The 20,748-nt window shown below is 70.6% G+C and carries 16 protein-coding genes; 9 read left to right on the top strand and 7 right to left on the bottom strand.

The window, feature by feature from the left end:
* The first annotated feature begins 40 nt into the window (after positions 1-40).
* Together C1707_RS01150 and C1707_RS01145 are read left to right on the top strand one after the other, a co-directional pair.
* On the top strand, positions 41-1,960 hold the full coding sequence (locus C1707_RS01150) for a sialate O-acetylesterase (protein ID WP_101712832.1): 1,920 nt from the start codon (positions 41-43) through the stop codon (positions 1,958-1,960).
* Positions 1,957-4,815, top strand: coding sequence for a glycosyl hydrolase 115 family protein (locus C1707_RS01145; RefSeq protein WP_123170700.1), 2,859 nt, complete (start codon positions 1,957-1,959; stop codon positions 4,813-4,815). Before C1707_RS01150 ends, C1707_RS01145 begins: the two co-directional genes overlap by 4 nt.
* Positions 4,816-4,843: 28 nt before the next feature.
* On the opposite strand, the gene C1707_RS01140 is transcribed toward C1707_RS01145, so the two are convergent.
* Together C1707_RS01140 and C1707_RS01135 are read right to left on the bottom strand one after the other, a co-directional pair.
* Complete coding sequence (locus C1707_RS01140; RefSeq protein WP_123170699.1) at positions 4,844-5,557, bottom strand: energy transducer TonB; 714 nt, start codon at positions 5,555-5,557, stop codon at positions 4,844-4,846.
* Between the two features lie 47 nt (positions 5,558-5,604).
* Positions 5,605-7,656 carry a TonB-dependent receptor domain-containing protein gene (locus tag C1707_RS01135; protein WP_101712260.1) on the bottom strand — a complete coding sequence of 684 codons (2,052 nt, stop codon included), beginning with the start codon at positions 7,654-7,656 and terminating at the stop codon, positions 5,605-5,607.
* A 238-nt stretch (positions 7,657-7,894) separates the two neighbouring features.
* On the opposite strand from C1707_RS01135, the gene C1707_RS01130 reads away from it, so the two are divergent.
* On the top strand, positions 7,895-8,425 hold the full coding sequence (locus C1707_RS01130) for a dihydrofolate reductase family protein (protein WP_101712261.1): 531 nt from the start codon (positions 7,895-7,897) through the stop codon (positions 8,423-8,425).
* Positions 8,426-8,600: 175 nt separating this feature from the next.
* On the opposite strand, the gene C1707_RS01125 is transcribed toward C1707_RS01130, so the two are convergent.
* Entirely contained in the window at positions 8,601-10,397 is a 1,797-nt protein-coding gene (locus tag C1707_RS01125) for a DUF885 domain-containing protein (protein ID WP_101712262.1), read from the bottom strand.
* Positions 10,398-10,497: 100 nt separating this feature from the next.
* Between C1707_RS01125 and C1707_RS01120 the strand changes: the two genes are divergently transcribed.
* The 5 genes from C1707_RS01120 to C1707_RS01100 all read left to right on the top strand — a co-directional run bounded on the left by C1707_RS01120 (position 10,498) and on the right by C1707_RS01100 (position 15,456).
* Entirely contained in the window at positions 10,498-10,917 is a 420-nt protein-coding gene (locus C1707_RS01120) for a DUF2946 family protein (protein ID WP_240633840.1), read from the top strand.
* Positions 10,918-11,043: 126 nt separating this feature from the next.
* Positions 11,044-13,092, top strand: a complete 2,049-nt coding sequence (locus C1707_RS01115; protein WP_101712263.1) for a TonB-dependent receptor family protein — start codon at positions 11,044-11,046, stop codon at positions 13,090-13,092.
* 2 nt (positions 13,093-13,094) lie between these two features.
* Positions 13,095-14,420, top strand: a complete 1,326-nt coding sequence (locus C1707_RS01110) for a PepSY-associated TM helix domain-containing protein (protein WP_101712264.1) — start codon at positions 13,095-13,097, stop codon at positions 14,418-14,420.
* A 2-nt stretch (positions 14,421-14,422) separates the two neighbouring features.
* Positions 14,423-14,872, top strand: a complete 450-nt coding sequence (locus tag C1707_RS01105) for a copper chaperone PCu(A)C (protein WP_101712265.1) — start codon at positions 14,423-14,425, stop codon at positions 14,870-14,872.
* 2 nt (positions 14,873-14,874) lie between these two features.
* On the top strand, positions 14,875-15,456 hold the full coding sequence (locus tag C1707_RS01100; RefSeq protein ID WP_101712266.1) for an SCO family protein: 582 nt from the start codon (positions 14,875-14,877) through the stop codon (positions 15,454-15,456).
* A 163-nt stretch (positions 15,457-15,619) separates the two neighbouring features.
* On the opposite strand, the gene C1707_RS01095 is transcribed toward C1707_RS01100, so the two are convergent.
* Both C1707_RS01095 and C1707_RS01090 read right to left on the bottom strand, forming a co-directional pair.
* Positions 15,620-16,597 carry a zinc-binding dehydrogenase gene (locus tag C1707_RS01095; RefSeq protein ID WP_101712267.1) on the bottom strand — a complete coding sequence of 326 codons (978 nt, stop codon included), beginning with the start codon at positions 16,595-16,597 and terminating at the stop codon, positions 15,620-15,622.
* Positions 16,598-16,633: 36 nt separating this feature from the next.
* Entirely contained in the window at positions 16,634-17,227 is a 594-nt protein-coding gene (locus tag C1707_RS01090; protein ID WP_101712268.1) for a TetR/AcrR family transcriptional regulator, read from the bottom strand.
* Positions 17,228-17,529: 302 nt separating this feature from the next.
* Here C1707_RS01090 and C1707_RS01085 point away from each other — a divergent pair, with 302 nt between their 5' ends.
* The gene (locus C1707_RS01085; RefSeq protein ID WP_101712269.1) at positions 17,530-18,585 is read left to right on the top strand and encodes an LGFP repeat-containing protein; all 1,056 of its coding nucleotides are present in this window, start codon (positions 17,530-17,532) and stop codon (positions 18,583-18,585) included.
* 39 nt (positions 18,586-18,624) lie between these two features.
* Here C1707_RS01085 and C1707_RS01080 read toward each other — a convergent pair whose 3' ends face one another.
* Together C1707_RS01080 and manD are read right to left on the bottom strand one after the other, a co-directional pair.
* Entirely contained in the window at positions 18,625-19,377 is a 753-nt protein-coding gene (locus tag C1707_RS01080; RefSeq protein WP_101712270.1) for a FadR/GntR family transcriptional regulator, read from the bottom strand.
* A gap of 117 nt (positions 19,378-19,494) precedes the next feature.
* Positions 19,495-20,706 (bottom strand): D-mannonate dehydratase ManD, encoded by a 1,212-nt coding sequence (gene manD / locus C1707_RS01075; protein ID WP_101712271.1) that lies wholly within the window; start codon positions 20,704-20,706, stop codon positions 19,495-19,497.
* Positions 20,707-20,748: the final 42 nt, after the last annotated feature.

Here is a 20,748-nt window from a genome sequence, read left to right as displayed (position 1 = left end):
CCCCCAGAGGGGGAGGGTCTTGGACTAGGGAGTAGACAGCATGCGCCGTGTCGCGCCGATCCTGCTGGCCGCCGTGATGGCCACGCCCGCCGCCGCCCAGGCTCCGTTGCTGAACGGCCTGTTCGCCGACCATGCGGTGGTGCAGCGCGGCCGGCCGCTGCCGGTGTTCGGCGCGGCCAGGCCGGGCGAGGCGGTGACCGTCAGCTTCGGCGGCAAGACGGCTACGGCGACCACCGGGGCCGACGGCGCCTGGCGCGTCGACCTGCCGGCGATGGCGGCGGGCGGCCCCTATATCCTGGAGGCCAAGGCCGCCTCGGGCGCGGTCCAGACCGTCGGCGACGTGCTGGTCGGCGACGTCTGGCTGTGCTCGGGTCAGTCGAACATGGAGCTGCCGGTCGAGCGCGGCAACAACTCGTGGTCGGAGATCCGGTCCGCCAACGACGACGGCCTGCGCATGGCCTATGTCGACCACGCCGACAGCCGCGAGCCGCGCAAGACCTTCCTCAAGCCGCCGGCCTGGAAGGCGGCCAAGCCCGACGCCGTCGGGTCGTTCTCGGCGGCCTGCTACTACATGGCCCGCGAGCTGCGGAAGACCGACAAGACGCCGCTGGGCCTGGTCCACGCCTCGTGGGGCGGTTCGGCCATCGAGGCCTGGCTCAGCCCCGCCGCCCTGCGCAAGGCCGGCGACTACGACAACGACATCGCCACGCTGGAGCTGTCGGTCCGCGACCGCCCCGCCGCCGAGCGCCGCTGGGGCGAGACCATCAAGGCCTGGTGGAGCCTGCGCCACAACGGCGCGGCCAGCGGTCCGTGGAACGGCCTGGGCGACTGGACGCCCGCGCCGCAGGGCCTTGGCGTCTGGGAAGCCTGGGGCGCGCCCGCCTTGGCCGACTTCAACGGCATGGTCTGGTTCGAGACCTCGATCACCCTGACGGCGGCGCAGGCGAAGGGGGCGGCCAGCCTCGAGATCGGCATGGTCGACGAGGTCGACACCACCTTCGTCAACGGCGTCGGGGTCGGCTCGACCTCGGGGGCGGGGACGGTGCGGGTCTACCCCGTGGCGGCCGGGACCCTGAAGGCCGGCGCCAACCGTATCGTCGTCTCGGCGCTCGACACCTACGCCAACGGCGGCATGTACGGCGAGACCGCCCGCGCCCTGGTGCTGGCCGACGGGACGCGGATCCCGCTGACCGCCTGGCGCTACCAGGTCGAGCCCAAGACCACGGGCGAGCCGCCGCGCGCGCCGTGGGACACGCTGTCGGGGGTCTCGACCCTCTACAACGGCATGCTGGCGCCGATGGGTCCGTACGCCTTCAAGGGCTTCGCCTGGTACCAGGGCGAGAGCAACACCGGCCGGGCCCAGACCTACCAGGCGCTGCTGCACGAGCTCGTCGGCGAGCGCCGCGTGGGCCAGGCGCCCGACATGCCGGCCCTGGTGGTGCAACTGGCCAACTATGGCAAGCCGCAGCTGGCGCCGGAAGACAGCGGGTGGCCCCAGGTGCGCGAGGCCCAGCGCCTGGCCGTGGCCCGGGACGGCCGCGCCGCCCTGGCGGTGACTGCCGACATCGGCGATCCCTCCGACATCCACCCGACCAACAAGCAGGACGTGGGCAAGCGCCTGGCGCGCGGCGCGCGGCGCCTGGCCGGCGAGGCCGTGACGACCGGCCCGTCGCCGGTGTCGGCTCGCCGTGTGGGCGAGGTGATCGAGGTGCGGTTCGAACAGGTCGCCGAGCGGCTTGCCACGCGCGGTTCCGACCGGGCCATCGGCTTCGAGCTGTGCGACGCGGCCGGCTGCCGCTTCGCCGACGCCCGGGTCGAGGGCGACAGGGCGAGCATCGCCGTTCCGGCCGGCATGACCCCCGCCAAGGTGCGGTTCGCCTGGGCCGACGCGCCGACCTTCAACGTCTTCGACATGGCCGGCCTGCCGCTGGGACCGTTCGAGATCGCGGTCGCGCCGTGAGCAAGGGCGTCGCGGGACTTCGCGCGGCCGTCTCCGCGCTGGCGCTCGCCGCCGCCGTGGCGGCCGCCGCGGCGCTGGCGGCGCCGACCGCCGCGCGTTCGGCGCCCCTGGCGGCCGCGGCGGTGTCGGACCGCCCCGTGGCTGGCGGCTTCCCGCTGATCGACAGCGGCAAGCCCGCGCGGGTCGAGGCCGACGTCGCCGACTGGCCCGGCGTGCTGCGCGCGGTGCAGGGCCTGCGCGGGGATCTGTCCAAGCTTTCCGGCGGCGCCCAGCCGGCCAAGGACGCGCCGCTGGTCATCGTCGGCACGCTGGGCCGCAGCGCCCAGATCGACGCCCTTGTCGCCTCGGGCAAGCTGGATGTCTCGGCGCTGAAAGGCCGCTGGGAGGGCTTCGTCCAGCAGGTGGTCGACAACCCGCGTCCGGGCGTGGCCCGCGCGCTGGTGATCGCCGGGGCCGACAAGCGCGGTGCGATCTTCGGCGCTTACGACCTTTCCGAACGGGCCGGCGTGTCGCCGTGGACCTGGTGGGCCGACGTGCCGGTGCCGGTGCGCCGCGACCTCTCGGTGGCGCCGGGCGCCAACCTGCAGGCGCCCAAGGTCAAGTACCGGGGCATCTTCCTCAACGACGAGAACCCGGCCCTCTACGGCTGGGCCAACGCCACGTTCGGCGGCTTCAACCACGCCTTCTACGAGCAGGTCTACGAGCTCGTGTTGCGGCTGAAGGGCGACTACCTGTGGCCGGCCATGTGGGGCAAGGCGCTGTACGACGACGATCCGCTGAACGCCGTGCTGGCCGACGAGATGGGCGTGGTCATCGGAACCTCGCACCACGAACCGATGATGCGGGCTCACGTGGAATGGGAGCGCTACGGCCAGGGGCCGTGGGACTATTCGAAGAACCCGCAGGCCCTGCGCCGCTTCTGGCGCGAGGGGATCGCGCGGATGGGCGCCAACGAGAGCCTGGTCACGGTCGGCATGCGCGGCGACGGCGACGAGCCGATGACGCAAGGGACCGCCACCAGGCTGCTGGAAACCATCGTCGGCGACCAGCGCCGGATCATTGGCGAAGTCACCGGCAAGGACCCGTCGGCCACGCCCCAGGTCTGGGCGCTCTACAAGGAGGTGCAGGACTATTACGACGCCGGGATGCGCGTGCCCGACGACGTGACCCTGCTGTTCGCCGACGACAACTGGGGCAACATCCGCAGGCTGCCGAAGGTCGGCGAGACGCGGCCGGGCGGCTACGGCGTCTACTATCACTTCGACTATGTGGGCGGGCCGCGGAACTACAAGTGGCTCAACACCAACCAGATCGAGCGCACCTGGGAGCAGATGAAGCGCGCCGATGACCACGGCGCCGACCGGCTGTGGATCGTCAATGTCGGCGACCTCAAGCCGATGGAGCTGCCGACCGAGTTCTTCCTCGACCTGGCCTGGAACCCCGACGCCATGCCGGTCGAGAAGCTGTCGACCTATACCCGCGACTGGGCGGCCGCGCAGTTCGGGACCGAGGACGCGAAAGAGATCGCGGTGCTGCTGGACGGCTACACCCTGCTGAACGCACGGCGGAAGCCCGAGCTGATCGACGCGACGACCTTCAGCCTGGTGAACTTCGGCGAGGCCGAGGCGGTGGAGGCCGAGTGGGGCGCCCTGGAACGTCGCGCCGCCGCCGTGCGCGCGCTGTTGCCCAAGGCTCAGGACGACGCCTTCTTCCAGCTGGTCTGGTTCCCGATCATGGCCAGCGCCAACCAGACCCGGCTCTATCTGGCGGTCGGCCGTAACCGGCTCTACGCGGCGCAGGGGCGGGCGGCGGCGGCGGCGCAGCAGGCGGATCTCGCCAGGGCCCTCTTCGCCCGCGACGCCGAGCTGACCCGCCAGTTCCACGAGGACCTGGCCGGCGGCAAGTGGCGACACATGATGAGCCAGACCCACATCGGCTACACCGGCTGGCAGCAGCCGGAGACGAATGTGATGCCCGCCCTGGCGACCGCGCCGGTCGGCGAAGGCTTCGGCGTCGCCGTCGAGGGCCGCGAGGCGCCGGTGGGCGAGGGCGGGGCGGATCTGCCGGTACTGCATCGCTGGGGTGCGGACTACCGGTGGATCGACGTCTTCGCGCGGGACGCGACGCCCGTGAACGTCTCCGTCAAGACTGGGGTCCCCTGGCTGAAGGTGACGCACCCGGTGCGTGGCGGCGACCAGCGGCTGGAGGTGACCGTCGACTGGGGCCGCGCGCCCAAGGGCGAGCATCGGGTTCCGATCCGCATCGCCGGCGGCGGCCGCGAGGTCGTGGTGACGGCGGTCGTCGACAACCCGCGCCGGCGTCCGGCCAGGGGGGCCTTCGTCGAGGCGAGACAGCCCCTGGCGATCGAGGCGGAACATCACACGCGGGCGATGGCCGCCGACGGCGTCGCCTGGAAGGTCATTCCGAACCTTGGCCGCACGCTGTCGGGCGTGACCAGCTATCCGACCACGGCGGCGGCGAGCGAACCCGGAAAGGGAGCGGTGCTCGACTATCTGGTCGACTTCGAGAAGGCCGGGCCGGTGGACCTGACGGTGCTGGTCTCGCCGGGGCTGGACGTCACGGGCGGGGCGGGTCCCCGTTTCGCGGTGTCGATCGACGACGCGCCGCCCGTAGTGGTCAACACCATCCCCGACGCCTCGGAGAAGGCATGGGACAGGGCGGTGGCGGATAACGTCCGTTCACTGACGACATTGCTGTCCGTGCCCTCGGCGGGCGCGCATCGGGTGCGGCTGTGGCGGGTGGACGCGGGCGTGGTGTTCCAGCGGCTGGTGATCTCGCGCGGTACGGTTCCGGGGAGTTATCTCGGTCCGCCGGAGGGCGTCAGGGCGAACTGATCGGAAACCTCCCCCTGTGGGGGAGGATCTAGCGGGACAGGGCGAACTCCACCGGCGCGTCCATCTCGATGCGGTCGCCCTTGATCGTGTGCGGCGGGGCCGGAAACGGATCGGCGCGGGCGACCATGGCGCGGACCTCGGCGTCCAGCAGCGCGTGGCCGGTGGGGCCGGTGACGCGGCAGTCCAGCACGTGGCCGGCGCGGTCGAGGACGAAGGTCACGTGGGCCGTGCCCTGCTGTTTCCGCATGCGGGCGGCCTTGGGATAGGTCTTGTGGCTTTCCAGCCAGGCGCGGACGCGCGCGGCGTAGGCGGTGCTGGAGCCGGCGGTGGTCTGGACGCTGTCGGCGTCGCGGCGGCCGGCGGGCGGCTTGGCGGCGCTGGCGTCCATGGCCCGGGCGGCGGCGGGTACGGCGGCCTGGCTCGCGGCGGGCGGCGTCGGGCGCGGCGGAGCTTCCGAAGGCGGAGCGGGTGACAGCGGGGCTGGCGCGGCCTGGGTCAGCCAGCCGTCGGGACGCGGCGGCAGCGGCTTGGGTGCGGGCTTATCGGGTTGCGCCGGCTGGGGCGGCGCGGGTTCGGTTTCCGGCGTCGGGGCTGGCTCGGCGTCCGGCGAGGTCGCGTTTTTGACGCTGTCGAGCGCCGGGTCGCCCAGCGAGATCAGCATGGCCGCGTCGTCCATGGGCGCGAGAACGGGCCTCTGCTCCCACTGGACGACGGCCAGCCCGAGGGCGCCGTTGATGATCAACGACGCCCCCGTCGCCCAGGCTCGAACGTGCCAGGGCGTTCTCATGGCTAGAAGGTCTTGCCGAGCGTGAGCTTGACCGTCCGGCCCTCGGCGTCGAGCGACGACAGGTGGCGGCGGAAGGCCTTGTCGAACAGGTTGTCGACGCCGGCCTGCACCTCCAGGCCCTTCAGCGCGCCGTCCTGCGGCTTCCAGGTCAGGAACAGGTTGTGCACCGAATAGCCGGGCGTGCGCAGCGAGGCGGTGGTGGTCTCGTTCTGGTCGTCGGCGAACTCGCCGCGCCAGCCCACGGTCAGGTTCTGGGCCGGGAAGACGTAGCCGAGCGTCAGGTTCAGGGTGTCGGCCGGGATGGTGTTCAGCGGAACGTTCGCCGTGCGGTTCTCGCCGTCGATCACCGACAGCGCGCCGCGGGCGAAGAAGCGCTTGGCGCCGTACTCGGCCTCGACCTCGACGCCCGAATAGCGGGCCTCGCCGATGTTGAGGAAGTAGCTGGAGGTGGCCGTGCCGCGGGCGATCAGGTTGCTGACGTCGTTGCGGAACAGCGTGGTCTTGACCCGCGCCTGGTCGCCCTGGCCGAACAGGTTGCGGAACTGCAGCGTGCCGCCGACCTCGTAGTTGTCGGACTCCTCGGGCTTGAGGTTGAGGCTGTAGTTGGTCGCCGCCGTCGAGGTGCGGCTGTAGATCTCGTCCAGCACCGGCATGCGCACGGTGTGGGCGATCGAGCCGAACACCGAGGCCCATTCGGTCAGGCTGTAGAGGGCGGCGATCTTCGGCGAGACGCCGTTGTCCTTGACCTCCCTGGTGGTGGTGACGCCCAGGCCCGGCTGCAGCTTGGTCCAGTCGACGCGGACGCCCGGGATCACGGTCAGCTTGCCGTAGGTGACCTCGCCCTGGGCGAACAGGCCGTACTTCTCCATGTCGCCTTCGGGGTGGGTGGCCGCCCCGTGGTTGACGCCCGTGGCCGTGCGGCGCGGGTTGCGGCGTTCCTGCTTGTAGGCCTGGGCGCCGATGGTCAGGAAGGCGACGCCGTCGCCGCCGAACTGGAACTCCGAGGTGTTCTGGGCGCGGCCCTGATAGGTCTTGTACGAGAACTCCGACTCCAGCACCCCCGACAGGAAGGTGGTGTCGGTCTGGTTGACCTTGCTGTTGGCGTACGAGGCCTGGGCCTCGAAATCGAGCAGGTCGTTGCCCTCGAAGGCGTTCTGGTAGCCGATCACGGCGGTGTCGTCGGTGGTCTTGCGGCGCACCGGCGTCGTGGCCATGGCCTCGGACTGGTCGTAGATCTGGACGCTGTCGTTCTTCCAGTTCTGGTACGAGGCCCAGACGCTGTGGTCCTTGCCGAAGGTGTAGCGGCCCTTCAGCAGGTAGCTGTCGGAGCTGGCGTCGGAGGCCGGCACGACCTGGCCGTTTCCGTTCTCGTACTCGTCGCTGCGGCGGCTGGTGTACATGCCCAGCACTTCCAGCCTTTCGGTCGGCTTGAAGGCCAGGATGCCCGAGCCGAAGCGGGCCTCGGCGTTGCTCTCGACGCCGCCGCGCAGGCGTATGGCGAAGCGGTCGTCGCCCTGCAGGAAGTCCGAGGCGTCCTTGCTGGTGAAGCTGACCACGCCGGCCAGGGCGCCCGCGCCGTAGAGGGTGGACGAGGCCGGGCCGCGCAGCACCTCGACGCGCTTGTAGAGCTCGGGGTCGCTGAAGAACGCGCCCATCCGGTACTGCTCGAAGAACTTCGTGACGCCGTCGATCTGCATCAGGATGCGGCTGTCGCTGTCGGCCAGGCCGGTGCCCATGCCGCGGATGTTGAAGCCCTGGCCCAGGGCGCCGACGCCGCCCATGGTGTTGACGCCGGGGATGCCGGCCAGCAGGTCGCCGATGGTCGAGGCCTGGGCCTGGTCGATGGCGTCCTGGTCGAGCGTGGTCACGGCCTGGGGCGTATCGATCGCCACCTTCTCCTGGCCGGCCGAGACGACGACCTTGCCCAGCGACAGCTTGCTGGTGGTGACGGCCTCTTCGGCCGCATCGGCGCCCTGGGCGTGGGCGAGGCCGGCGAGAACGAGGTTGGCGACGCCGGCCAGCAACAGGCCGCGCGTCCGGTTGGAAATGCGCATACGACTATCCCCGTTTATAAGCGAATAAGAATCATTCGCACTATCTGGGCGGGCGACTCCCGACAGAGCGCCTCGCCGAACGGCGACGCTTTTGGTCGCCTTTCGGTCTTAATGCAAGTGACTCTTAATAGCGAACTTATGCAGCGACACAGAAGTGGGCGAGAGAGGGGGCTTTGCGCCCGATCGGGTTTGCGCGCAACTTCAGGCCAAGCCCCGAGCGAGGGCCGCGGAGATCAACATGGCCAAGCTCGTGTTCGGAATGAACCAGTCCCTCGACGGCTATGTCGACCACACGGGTTTCGGGCCTGATCCCGTGCTGTTCCAGTATTTCGTCGACCAGGCGCGCGCCCAGGCGGGCAGCCTGTACGGCCGGCGCCTCTACGAGATCATGAGCTACTGGGACGACGACCATCCCGAATGGGACGAGGCCAGGCGCGACTTCGCCATGGCCTGGCGAAGCCATCCCAAATGGGTCGTTTCGCGCACGCTGAAGACGGTCGGCCCCAACGCCTCGCTGGTGACCGGCGACCTGGAAACGGCGGTTCGCGACCTGAAGGCCAGCCATGACGGCGAGATCGAGGTCGGCGGGCCGGACCTGGCGCGGACCCTGACCGAGCTTGGCCTGATCGACGAGTACCGGATCTACCTGCACCCCGTCGTGCTGGGGAGCGGCTCGCCGTTCTTCGCCGGCTCGAAGCCCGCGCTGCGCCTGGTGGAAAGCACTCGCATCGGCGGCGAAGCGGTCAGGCTGACCTACGTTCGGGCGTAAGGGACGCGCGGATATCTTTGCTCGTCATCCCGGCCGGAGGACCGCGTAGCGGACCGTAGAGCCGGGACCCAGGGGCAGCCTGCGGTGCGCCGGCCCCTGGGTCCCGGACAAGCCCTGTGGGCTTTCCGGGATGACGAGCCGTTTGGGTGAGAAGTGCTCAGAGGAGCGCTGACCCTCAGCCGCCCTTCCACTCGTCGATGACCGAGGCCAGCACGTCCAGCGGCATGGTGCCGGCGGTCAGGCCGGTGTCGTGGAAGCCCTTCAAGCTGAACTTGTCGCCCAGGCGCTTTTCGGCGCGGGCGCGGCTTTCCGTCCAGGTGCGCCAGCCCAGCATGTAGCTCGACGCCTGGCCCGGCTGGACGCAGTAGCGCTCGACCTCGCGGGTGACCGAGCTTTCGGCGTCGCCCAGCGTCTCCGACATGTAGGCGATGGCCTGCTCGCGGCTCCAGCGCTTGGCGTGGATGCCGGAATCGAGCACCAGCCGCGAGGCGCGGAACAGCATCGAGGCGACGTAGCCCAGCTGGCCCAGGGAATCGTCCTTGTAGGCGCCCATCTCGTCGGCCAACTGCTCGGCATAGAGCGCCCAGCCCTCGGAATAGCCCGAGAAGATCGGCAGGCGGCGCAGGGTGGGGATGCCCGGCGCCTCCATCATCAGGGCGTTCTGCAGGTGGTGGCCGGGGATGGCCTCGTGGAACACCAGGGTCGGCAGGTCGAAGCGCGGCTGCTCGGCCGTGTCGCGCAGGTTGATCGAGAACAGGCCGGGGCGCGAGCCGTCCAGGCTGGGCGGGGTGTAGTAGGCGCCGGGCGCGCCACCCTCGATCGACGGCGGGATGCGCTGGATCTTCACCCCGGCCTTGGGCAGGCGGCCGAAATAGTCGGGCAGGCGCTCGCGCATGGCCTGCGTCTTGGCCTCGAGGTCGGCCAGCAGGGCCGCGCGGCCGGCGTCGTCGTTGGGATAGAGGTTGGCCGGGTCGCGGCGCAGGGCGGCGATGCGGGCGCCGACCGGGCCCTGCGTCAGGCCGCGCGCCTTGAGGATGGCGTCGGCGCGGGCGGCGAAGCGGGCCACCAGCTCCAGGCCCAGGCGATGGATCTCCTCGCCGGCGAGATCCGTGGTCGTCGCCGAGCGCACGGCGTAGCGGTAGTAGGCCTCGCCGTCCGGCAGGCGCCAGACGCCGGCGTCGTGGGTGGCCCTGGGCAGGGCGGCGGTCAGCAGGTCAGCCTGGCGGCGCAGGGCCGGATAGACCTCGGCCTCGACGATCCTGGTCGCGCGGGCGTCCCACTCGCCCGGGATCGAGGCCGTGCGGCGGGTCAGGCCCGTGACCAGCTCGGACTTGGCCGGGGCTGGCGAGAGCAGCGCCGAGAACTGGGCGAGCGTGGTGCGCAGCACGAAGTCGGGCGGGGTGGCGCCCTTGGCGAAGTCGGCGCGAGCCCGGGCGGTCTCCTGGTCGAGCAGCACGGCGAAGGCTGACAGGCGAGAGAGGTAGGCCTCGGCGTCGTCCTTGGTCTTCACCGGATGGGTGTCGGCCAGGAAGCTGGGCACGGCGCGATAGGCGCCCGACAGCTGCGAGACGATGTAGGGCACGGCGACGCCGACGTTCGGGTCGCCGAACGGCATGGCGTAGCTCTGCAGGGTGGTGTCGGCCAGGTAGGCGGCCGAACGGTGGTTGACGCGGTCCATGCCGGTCAGGGCCTTGGCGTCGAAGGTCGCCAGATGGTCGCGCAGGTCGACGAACAGCTGGCGGGTGCGGGCGACGCCGGCCGGCGAGCGGTCGTCCAGCCTGCCGCGCGCGGCGGCGTTGGGGCCGGCGTCCATGCCGGTCAGGGTCATCAACTGCGGCGAGTCGAGCATCGCCTTCTGGATCAGGTCCTCCAGCACGGCGGTCAGGCGTTCGCCCTCGCTCGCGCGGGCCAGGGCGGGGACGGGCGCGGCCAGGGCGGCGGCGGACGCGAGGAAGGAACGGCGGTCGATCATGCGTCCGGTTGTACCCCGCCAGGCGTTTCGCGCCAGAGGTGACAAGCCTGGGACGGAATGACCAAGGACAAGCCGCCCCGCTTGAGCTAAAGCCTGAAGGGTGACCCGGCCGACCTTCCATCGCTGGACGAACGCCCGCGCCGTCTTCATGACGCTCGCGGCGCTGGCGGTCGCGTTGAAGGTGCTGATCCCGGCCGGCTTCATGACCGCCCCGGAACCGCGCAACGGCCTGCCCTTCGCCCTGGTGCTCTGCACCGGCCAGGGCGCCATGGTCGTCGCCCCCGGCGAGCGCCTGGACCACAAGAAGGGCGCCGACGAGAAGCCCGCCGACGCCCCCTGCGCCTTCGCCGCGCTCGGCGTTCCGATGGGCGCGCCGCCGGCCGAACTGTCGGTCGCGCCGGTCGAGTTCGTGGCCTATGCGGCCCACGCCCAGCCGGTCCGCGCCGTCCACCTGGCCCCCGGCCGTGGCCTGGCCGCGCCGCCGCTTCCGGCCCGAGGTCCTCCCAGCCTGCTGATCTGACCGCCGGTCTCGTGACCGGCGGAGCGTCCGGCCGCGCGCCGGGACCGTGACGCCGCGCGCGCACTCCGCGCCCGGCCAAGATCCGCCTGCTGATGGTCGTGCGAGGCGCGGCCCAAGGACCCGAAGATGAAATCCATTCTGCTGGCCGCCTGCGCTCTGTCCGCGCTCGCGCCCGCCGCCGCCCTCGCCGAGACGCCCGACGACGCCGAGGCCGCCGTCTCGTCGGTGATCGTCACCGCCCGCCGCAACGCCGAGGACCCCTCCGTCGTCGCCGACGCCCGCAAGCGCCTGTCGGAGACCCCCGGCGCGGTGTCGGTGATCTCGCAGGAATCCTATGCCAGCCGTCAGGCCCTGGCCCTCGACGACATGCTGCGCGACGCTCCCGGCGTCTATGCCCAGCGCAAGTGGGGCGGCGACGTCCGCATCTCGATCCGCGGCTCGGGCATCGGCAACGCCAACCACAATCGCGGCCTGCTGCTGGCCCAGGACGGCGTGCCGCTGAACGAGGCCGACGGCTACGGCGACAGCCAGATCGCCGACCCGCTGAACACCCGCTACGCCGAGGTCTATCGCGGGGGCAACGCCCTGCGCTTCGGCGGCGCCTTGCTGGGCGGGGCGATCAACATGGTGACGCCGACCGGAAAGGACGCGGGCTTCGACGCCAGGGTCCGCGTCGACGGCGGCTCGTTCGGCCTGATCCGCGAACATGTCGCCTTGGCCGGCCAGTCGGGCGACTGGGACCTCTACGCGGCCGCCACCAACCAGACCAGTCAGGGCTGGCGCTCGCAGAGCCAGCAGAACATCCAGTTCGCCACGCTCAATCTGGGCCGAAGCTTCGGGCAGGACCGCGAGGTGCGCTTCACCCTCAACGGCTCCAACATCGCCCAGGAGATTCCCGGGGCCCTGACCCTGGCGCAGTTCCAGGCCGATCCGCGCCAGAGCGCCGCCGCCAGCCTCGCCGCTGACCAGGCCCGCAACCAGCGCGGCCTGCGCGGCTCGCTGCGCACGACCTGGCGGCTGGACGAGCACACGGTGTTCCAGGGCGCGGTCTATGCGGTGTGGAAGGATCTCGACCACCCGATCTTCCAGGTCATCGACCAGCAGAGCCGCAACTACGGCGCCTTCGGGCGGCTGGACTGGGACGGCGAGATCGGCGGACTAAAGGCCGACGCCTATCTCGGCGCCTGGTATCGCCAGGGCGACCTGGACTCGGCCTTCTACACCAACGTCCGGGGCGGGCGGGGCGCGCTGCAGTCGCTGTCGCTGCAGAACGCCAAGGCCGCCGACGTGTTCGGGGAGGGGCGCCTCTTCGTCACCGACCACGTGATCCTGGTCGGCGGCCTGACATGGGGCCGGGCCGAGCGCGACTACCAGAGCTTCAAGGTTCCGGCCGTGGCCTCGACCTTCAACCTGACGGCCGACAAGGACTACGAGTGGGTGTCGCCGCGCGTGGGCGTGCTGTGGCAGGGCGACGACGGCTCGCAGCTGTTCGCCAACGTCACGCGTTCGGTGGAGCCGCCGAACTTCAGCTCGCTGTCGCCGGCCAACACCGGCTTCGCGCCGATTCAGGCGCAGGAAGCCTGGACCGCCGAGGCCGGCGCGCGGGGCCATCACGGGGCGTTCACCTACGACTTGACCGCCTATCGGGCCAAGCTGAAGCACGAGCTCCTGCAGTTCGCCGTCGACAGCCAGCACCCGGCCGCCACCTTCAACGCCGACGACACCCTTCACCAGGGGATCGAGGCGGCCCTGGACTGGGCCTTCGCGCCGCGCTGGCGCCTGCGCCAGACCTACACCCTGTCGGACTTCCGCTTCGAGGGCGACGCCCAGTACGGCGACAACCGCCTGCCCATCGTGCCCAAGCACTTCTACCGGGCAGAGCTGCGCTACGACGCGGCCGGCGGCTGGTTCCTGGCTCCGTCGGTGGAGTGGTCGGCGGCCGACCAGTGGATCGACTATCAGAACACCAGGACCGCGCCGTCCTACGCGATCCTCAACCTCAACGCCGGCTGGAAGGCGACCGACAAGGTCTCGCTGTTCCTCGACGCCCGCAACCTGACGAACGAGGCCTATGTCTCCAACGTCCAGGCGGCCACGACCTGGTCCGCCGCCACCGCCGCGATCTGGCCGGGCGACGGCCGTTCGGTGTTCGGCGGCGTGACGGTGTCGTTCTGACCATGACGGAGGCGCGCCAAACCCCGGCCGGCGAGGTCTATCGCGCCTTCTGGCGCTGGCACTTCTACGCCGGCCTGCTGGTGCTGCCGGTGCTGATGCTGCTGGCGCTGACCGGCGGGCTCTACCTGTTCAAGGACGAGCTGACCGTCATCGCCCAGCGACCGCTGACCGTGGTGGCCGACGGGCCGGGGGCGACGCGCCCCTCGGCCTGGATCGCCCAGGCCGAGGTGGCGGCGGGCGGCAAGGTCCGGCAGCTGGTCATCCCCGCGCGGGGCGATCGTTCGGTGCAGCTGGCGCTGGACACCGACGACGGCGCGCGGACGGCCTATGTCGATCCGCACACCGGCCGGGTGCTGGGCGTCGGCGCGCCGGGCGGGCTGATGGGCCTGGTCAAGCGGCTGCACAGCCTGGACATCGCCGGGCCCGCCGCCAACCTGCTGGTCGAGGTCGTCGCCGGCTGGGCCATCGTGCTGGTCGCCACGGGCGTCTTCCTGTGGTGGCCGCGCGGGCGGGGCGGCGGCGTGGTGACCGTGCGCGGCGCGCCGGCCAGGCGCGTGTTCTGGCGCGACCTGCATGCGGTGACCGGCGTCTTCGCGGGCCTCGTCATCGTGTTCCTGGCCGCGACCGGCATGCCGTGGTCGGCCTTCTGGGGCAAGGAAGCACGCCAGCTGACCACCCAGGCCGGCTGGGGGCGTCCCCGCCCGCCGGTCGCCCAGCCGCACCATGCCGGCGAGGCGCAGACCGAGGGCGTGCCGTGGGCGCTGCAGGCTCGCGCCGCGCCCGCCTCGGGCCACGGCCATGCGAGCCTGGGCGTCGACGCCGTCGTCGAGCGGGCCAGGGCCGCCGGCCTGACCGACGGCTTCACCCTGACCTTGCCCAAGACCCACGGCGGAACCTGGACGGCGGCCTACATGCCCGACCAGGTCGAGCGCACCCGCACCGTCTATCTCGACGGCGGCGACGGCCGGGTGATCGCCGATCTCGGCTACCGCGACTTCGGTCCGGCGGCCAAGGTCATCGAATGGGGCATCGCCGTGCACCAGGGCCAGCAGTTCGGCCTGGCCAACAAGCTGGTGATGCTGGCCGGCTGCGTCGCCGTCTGGCTGCTGGGCGTCTCGGCGATCGTCATGTGGTGGAAGCGTCGTCCAAAGGGGCGGCTGGCCGCCCCGGTCCCGCCGGCCGACCGTCGCGCCTCTCTGGGCCTTCTGGCTATCGTGCTGCCCCTGGCCGTTTTCTATCCGCTCGTCGGCGCCTCGCTGGCGGCGGCCCTGTCTGTCGATCTCATCCTGCGCTGCCTGTCCCCCCGGCGCCTCGAGGCTGGAGCCTGACCATGAAGACCCTGTTTCTCCCGATCCTCGCCATCGGCGCGCTGGCGGGCGCCGCCCAAGCCGCGCCGCCGGTCCGCGTGGCGGCCAAGGTCGCCGTCGAGGGCGCCTGGTGCCGCGCCGCGCCCAAGGGCGCGCCGGCCGGCGGCTGCTACCTGACCCTGACCGCGGTCGCCGCCGACCAGCTGGTGTCGGTCGAGACCCCGGCCGCGGCCCGGGCCGAGATCCACACCATGTCGATGGACGGCGGCGTGATGCGGATGCGCAAGCTATCCGAAGGGCTGGCGCTGCCGGCCGGCCAGGCCGTGGCCCTGAAGCCCGGCGCCGAACACCTGATGGTGATCGGCCCGAAGATCGATCTCGTGGCGGGCGCCAGCGTGCCGCTGACCCTGAGGTTCAAGTTCGCGCCGCCGGTGGCGATCAACGTCCCGGTCAAGGCCGTGGGAGGCAAGTAGACGTGCGTAGTCTTCGCAAGTTCGTTCTCGCCGCGCTGATTAGCGCCGCGCCCCTGGCCGCCTGCGACCGCACGGCCGAACACGCCAAGGCCAACGCCTCGGCCAAGGTCGGCGGGCCGTTCCAGCTGGTCGACCAGAACGGCCGGGCCGTCACCGAGAAGGACCTGCTGGGCAAGCCCACGGCGATCTTCTTCGGCTTCACCTTCTGTCCGGAGGTGTGTCCGACGACCCTGACCGAGATGACCGGCTGGCTGCGCGACCTTGGCCCCGACGCCGACAAGCTGAACGTGGTGTTCGTCTCGGTCGACCCCGAGCGCGACACGCCCGAGCAGCTGAAGCTCTATCTGTCGAACTTCGACCATCGCATCCGGGGCCTGACCGGCACGACGGCCCAGACCGACGCGGCGGCCAAGGCCTACCGCGTCTATCACCGCAAGGTGCCGATCGAGGGCGGCGAGTATACGGTGGACCACTCGTCGGCGGTCTATCTGTTCGACGCCAAGGGCCAGTTCGTCGAGCCGATCGGCTACGGCTCCCCGCCCGAGCGCGGGCTGGCGCAGCTGAAGGCGCTGCTGAAAGGGTAGTTCAAATAGTTCGTCATCCCGGCCCCCCGGGTCGCGCGAAGCGCGCCCGAGGACAGGCTTCGCGAAGCGGAGAGCCGGGACCCAGGGGCGACCGCACTGCGCCGGCCCCTGGGTCCCGGATAAGCCCTCCGGGCTTTCCGGGATGACGAAGAATGGAAAAGCCTTACGGCCGCAGCAGCACCTTGCCGGTCTTGCCGGGGGTCAGCGAGGCCTTCACGGCCTCGGCCGCCTGATCGAGGCCGTAGACGCCGTCGGTCGGCAGCTTCAGCTTGCCGGTCGCCACCTGGGTCAGCAGCTCGCCGATCAGCTTGCGGCGCAGGTCCGGGGCCATGTTGGCCGAGACGGTCGAGCCCCAGAAGCCCTTCACGGTCAGCTGCTTGAAGATCACCGTGCCCGACGAGATCTGCATCGGCTCGCCGGTCATCGAGCCGAACGAGACCAGCAGGCCGTTCTCGCCCAGCAGGTCGGCCATGTCGCCCGAGGCGGTTCCGCCGATCGAGTCGACCGCGGTCTTGATCGGTGCGCCGCCGGTCAGTTCGGCCACCGTCTTCTTCCAGTCGGCGTCGGCGGTCGAGACGGCGTTGTCGATGCCCAGTTCCGTCAGCTCGGCCACGCCCGCGTCGCGGCGCACCAGGTTGATCACGTTGACGCCGCGGGCCTTGGCCAGCATGGCCAGGGTCTTGCCGACCGCGCCGTTGGCGGTGTTCTGGGCCACCCAGTCGCCGGCCTCGACGTTCAGGGTCTCCAGCAGGGTGATCGCGCTGAACGGCATGGCGATCAGCTGGGCGGCGGCCTCGTCGGGGATGGCGTCGGGCACGGGCACCAGGCCGGCGGCCGAGGCGACGAAGAACTCGGCCCAGCTGCCGTGCACGCCGGCCACGGCGAAGCGCTGGCCCACGAGGGCCGCGTCGACGCCTTCGCCCACCGCGTCGACGATCCCGACCGCCTCGCTGCCGCCGATGGCGGGTAGGGCGGGCTTGTAGCCGTAGTTGCCGCGCACGGTCCAAAGGTCGTGGTTGTGGATGGGAGAGAGCAGGGTGCGCACGCGCACCTTGCCGGGACCGGGCTCGGGGATCGGGCTGTCGGCCAGGACCAGGACCTCGGCCGGATCGCCGAAGGTTTCGTGGATCGCGCTGCGCATGGTGTTCTCCTTCTTGTTGTCGTCGGGGGAGCGGCCTCAGGCGGCCGCGAGCAGGGTCTCGGTGGTCGCCAGGGCCTCGCGCAGCGGGGCCTGGTCCTTCGAAAGCTTGGCGAGGATGGCCGCGCCCAGCCACAGGGCGTACATCGCCCGGGCCGTCGCCAACGGATCGCCGGAGCCGGGCAGGGAGCCGTCTTCGCGGCCCTCGACGATGACGGCGGCGATCCGGCGCACCAGGCGCTCGACCCCGGTGTCGAGGATCAGGCGCATGTCTTCCGACAGGTCGGAGACCTCGGCGCCCAGCTTCACCACCAGGCAGCGGTCGGCCATGCCGCAGGACGTGTCGCCGTCCAGCCAGACCTTCCAGTAGGCCATCAGCCGCTGGCGGCCGCTGCCGGGCGCGTCGAACAGGGCGGCGAGCTTGGCGCCGTACTCGGCGCAGTAGTCTTCCAGCAGCGCGCAGCCGAACGCCTCCTTGGAGGCGAAGTAGTAGTAGAATGAGCCCTTGGGCACCTGGCTGGCGTCGAGCAGCTCCTTCAGGCCCATGCCGCCGAAACCCTGGCGCAGCACCAGCTCGCGACCGGTGGCCAGGATGTGTTCGCGGGTGATCTCGGATTTCTTGCGGGCGGTCATGGCGCTCTATGTAGGAAATAATAGACCGGTCGTCTAGTTCTTGGTTGGGGCAGTTTCCGGGAATGTCCGTGAGCGGGGCGGGAAGGACGTGGTCGCGGCGGGCCGAAAAGATGGAAACGCCGATTGTTTCGCCAATTCAATGCGGTATCCCGATCCACCAGGCCTGGCCGAAAGCCTGACCGCGTCCCGTCCGCTCGAAATGCAAGCGCAACCATAGCGCGATATAGTGATCGAGCGTGGCCACGACAATTCGCGCCTGGCGTGTATCGTCCCGCCGCCCATGAAGGGCTGGGAGAGAGACAATGGATTCGACCGCGACTCTGGCGCCGAGGATCAAGATCGCCCAGGTCAACGACCTGACGAACATCGCCGCGCGATTTCCGCTGCTCTCGGCGCCCGTGCAGGCGATCAACGCCAAGCATCAGGCGCTGGGCGGGGACGGCGGCTGGCTGGGCAAGGCGACGATCGCCCACACGCTCACGCCGAACAAGAAGGGCTGGTACCGGCACTACCAGAACGGCTCGATCTACTGGTCACAGGCCACCGGCGCGCACGAGGTGCACGGCCTGATCCGCAACAAGTGGGCGGCGATGGGCTGGGAGAACAGCTTCCTGGGCTTTCCCACCAGCGATGAACTGCAGGGCGGCGGCGCCGGGCGGCTGTCGGCCTTCCAGGGCGGGGTGATCTACTGGTCGCCGACGACCGGCGCCCACGAGGTGCACGGCCTGATCCTCGAGAAGTACAAGCAGCTGGGCGCCGACAAGTCCTATCTGGGCTATCCGGTCTCGGACGAGCTGGACCTGGGCGTCAACAACGGCCGGATCAGCAATTTCGAGCACGGCCAGATCGCCTGGTCGCCGGCGATCGGCGCGGCGGCTTCGGCCACCACCTACCAGCCGGCTGCCTCAAGCGGCGGGCTCATAAAGCCCCAGGGCGTCGGCGGCGACGGCGCGCCGCAGATCCGCCGGCGCCTGGTCTGCGCCGCGCACATGTATCTCACCGACCATGAGACCTTCGGCTCCAACGAGCACGGCAGCGCCGACAAGCAGAACGAGGCGGTGCTGACCAGCGACCTGCCCCAGGACGTGCTGACCATGCAGAAGGGGGCCGGCGGCGAGATGCGCGTCGAGCTGAAGCTGATCGGCCAGGTCAAGCTCAGCGGCGACATCCTGATCCAGGGCTCGGCGCTGCTCTACGAGGGCACGAGCGAGACCACCAACGACCTGGACGGCGACCTCGACTTCACGGTCCTGGTTCCGCGCGACGGCGTGATCTCGCGCACCGTCACCGTCACCAACGAGGACGAGGGCGGCGACTCGGGCGTCATCTCGATGACGTTCAGCAACTTCGCGGCCTGACGCGGGCGGTCTCCCGGCCTTCCCGCCAGGAGGGCCGGGTCAGATCGCCACGCGCTTGGCGATGGCGTCGCGGCGGGCGTTGGTTTCCTGCTGGGCGCGCTCGACGGCCTCGGTCTCGGTGGCGTGCAGCAGGTGCTCGATGACCCGTTCGAGGTGGTCGCGCATGGCCTGCCGGGCGGCGGCCGGATCGCGGGCCTTCAGCGCCTCGACCACGCGTCGGTGCTCGGCGATGCGCGGTTCCAGGCCCATGCCGCGGGCGCGGGTCAGGATGTTGCGGGCCAGGGCCGAGCGGTTGCGCCAGTCCCACAGGTTCTCGATCGTGGCGATGATCGCGCCGTTGCCGGTGGCGGCGGCGATGACGAGGTGGAACTCGCGGTCGGCGTCCTCGCCCCGGATCTCCTCTTCCTCGTGCATCCGCTCGAGCAGGGTTTCCAGCTGGGCGATCTGGTCCTCGGTGATCGAGGTGGCGGCCAGGGCGGCGGCCTCGCCCTCGAACAGGCGTCGGGCCTCGATCAGCTCGAAGGCGCCGATCTCGGTCTCGCGCTCGCTCGGCTGCGGGGCCACGGGGCGAACGTCGCCGGTGACGTAGATGCCCAGGCCGTGGCGCGCCTCGATCATGCCCAGCATTTCCAGGGCGATCATCGCCTCGCGCAGGGTGGGGCGCGAGACGCCGAACTGCTCGGCCAGTTCGCGCTCGGTGGGCAGGCGGTCGCCCAGCTTGTACTGGCCCGCCTCGATGGCGTCGGCGACGGTGTCCGCGATCTTGCGGTAGAGCTTGACGTTGTCCGACATGGCTTCCTGGAATCGACGCGCGGAACCGTAGTCCCTCATCGATAGCATAACCCTTGTCGGACGCCGCCGCTATTTGGTCTGACAAGATCCCCGACGGGATCTCACCAGTCGCGCGCCCTACCAGTCATGCATCGACCCGTCCTCGCGGCGGGCCACCGGCAGATAGGCGCGGCTGTAGGGATATTTCGCGGCCAGTGTCTCGTCGATGTCGACGCCCAGGCCCGGAGCCTCGCCCGGGTGCAGCATGCCGTCCTCGAAGCTGTAGGCGTGCGGGAAAACCGCGTCGGTCTCGGCCGTGTGGCGCATGTATTCTTGGATGCCGAAATTGGGGATCGACAGGTCGAAGTGCAGGGCCGCGGCCATGCAGACCGGCGACAGGTCTGTGGCCCCGTGGCAGCCGGTGCGCACGCCGTGCATGTCGGCGAAGGCGGCCACGCGGCGCAGGTGGGTGATGCCGCCGGCGTGCACCACCGTGGCGCGGATGTAGTCGATCAGCTGCTCCTCGATCAGCTGCTTGCAGTCCCAGATCGAGTTGAAGATTTCGCCCACGGCCAGGGGCGTGGTGGTGTGCTGGCGGATCAGGCGGAAGTTGGCCTGGTTCTCGGCCGGGGTGGCGTCCTCCATCCAGAACGGGCGGTAGGGCTCCAGGTCCTTGCCCAGGCGCCCGGCCTCGATCGGGGTCAGGCGATGGTGCACGTCGTGCAGCAGGTGGATGTCCCAGCCCAGTTTCTCGCGCGCGGCCTCGAACAGCGGCGGCACGCTGCGCAGGTACTTCTCGGTCGACCAGACGCTCTCGCTGGGCAGGGCCGCGTCGGCCGGCTCGTAGAAGAAGCGGTCCTTCGAGACGCCGTAGACGGTCTTCAGGCCCGGCACGCCCGACTGCAGGCGAATGGCCTTGTAGCCCTGCTCGGCATAGGCCTGGGCGTTGTCGAGGGTCTCCTCGACGGTCGCGCCGTTGGCGTGGCCGTAGACCATGACGCCGGTGCGGCAGGCCCCGCCGAGCAGCTGGTAGAGCGGCAGGCCCGCGACCTTGGCCTTGATGTCCCACAGGGCCATGTCGACGGCGGCGACGGCCGACATGGTCACCGGCCCGCGCCGCCAGTAGGCGCCCTTGTAGAGATACTGCCAGATGTCCTCGATCTGGTGGGCGTCGCGGCCGATCAGGCAGGGGATGACGTGGTCGTTCAGATAGCTTGCCACCGCCAGTTCGCGCCCGTTGAGGGTGGCGTCGCCGATGCCGTGGACGCCGTCGCTGGTCTCGATCTTCAGGGTGACGAAGTTGCGCCCGGGGCAGGTGACGATGACCCTGGCGGCGGTGATCTTGAGCATCGGCGTCTTTCTGCGGCGGCGCCGGTTCGGCCGGCGACGAGG

It is taken from the genome of Caulobacter flavus (assembly GCF_003722335.1).
GTDB classification, from domain to species: Bacteria; Pseudomonadota; Alphaproteobacteria; order Caulobacterales; family Caulobacteraceae; genus Caulobacter; species Caulobacter flavus.
This window is presented reverse-complemented; position numbering and strand designations above follow the sequence as displayed.

Coding starts and splice junctions, on each gene's coding strand:
- C1707_RS01150 (WP_101712832.1), top strand. CDS start 41: ATGCGCCGTGTCGCGCCGATCCTGCTGGCCGCCGTGATGGCCACGCCC.
- C1707_RS01135 (WP_101712260.1), bottom strand. CDS start 7,656: ATGCGCATTTCCAACCGGACGCGCGGCCTGTTGCTGGCCGGCGTCGCC.
- C1707_RS01130 (WP_101712261.1), top strand. CDS start 7,895: ATGGCCAAGCTCGTGTTCGGAATGAACCAGTCCCTCGACGGCTATGTC.
- C1707_RS01125 (WP_101712262.1), bottom strand. CDS start 10,397: ATGATCGACCGCCGTTCCTTCCTCGCGTCCGCCGCCGCCCTGGCCGCG.
- C1707_RS01115 (WP_101712263.1), top strand. CDS start 11,044: ATGAAATCCATTCTGCTGGCCGCCTGCGCTCTGTCCGCGCTCGCGCCC.
- C1707_RS01110 (WP_101712264.1), top strand. CDS start 13,095: ATGACGGAGGCGCGCCAAACCCCGGCCGGCGAGGTCTATCGCGCCTTC.
- C1707_RS01105 (WP_101712265.1), top strand. CDS start 14,423: ATGAAGACCCTGTTTCTCCCGATCCTCGCCATCGGCGCGCTGGCGGGC.
- C1707_RS01095 (WP_101712267.1), bottom strand. CDS start 16,597: ATGCGCAGCGCGATCCACGAAACCTTCGGCGATCCGGCCGAGGTCCTG.
- C1707_RS01090 (WP_101712268.1), bottom strand. CDS start 17,227: ATGACCGCCCGCAAGAAATCCGAGATCACCCGCGAACACATCCTGGCC.
- C1707_RS01085 (WP_101712269.1), top strand. CDS start 17,530: ATGGATTCGACCGCGACTCTGGCGCCGAGGATCAAGATCGCCCAGGTC.
- C1707_RS01080 (WP_101712270.1), bottom strand. CDS start 19,377: ATGTCGGACAACGTCAAGCTCTACCGCAAGATCGCGGACACCGTCGCC.
- manD (WP_101712271.1), bottom strand. CDS start 20,706: ATGCTCAAGATCACCGCCGCCAGGGTCATCGTCACCTGCCCCGGGCGC.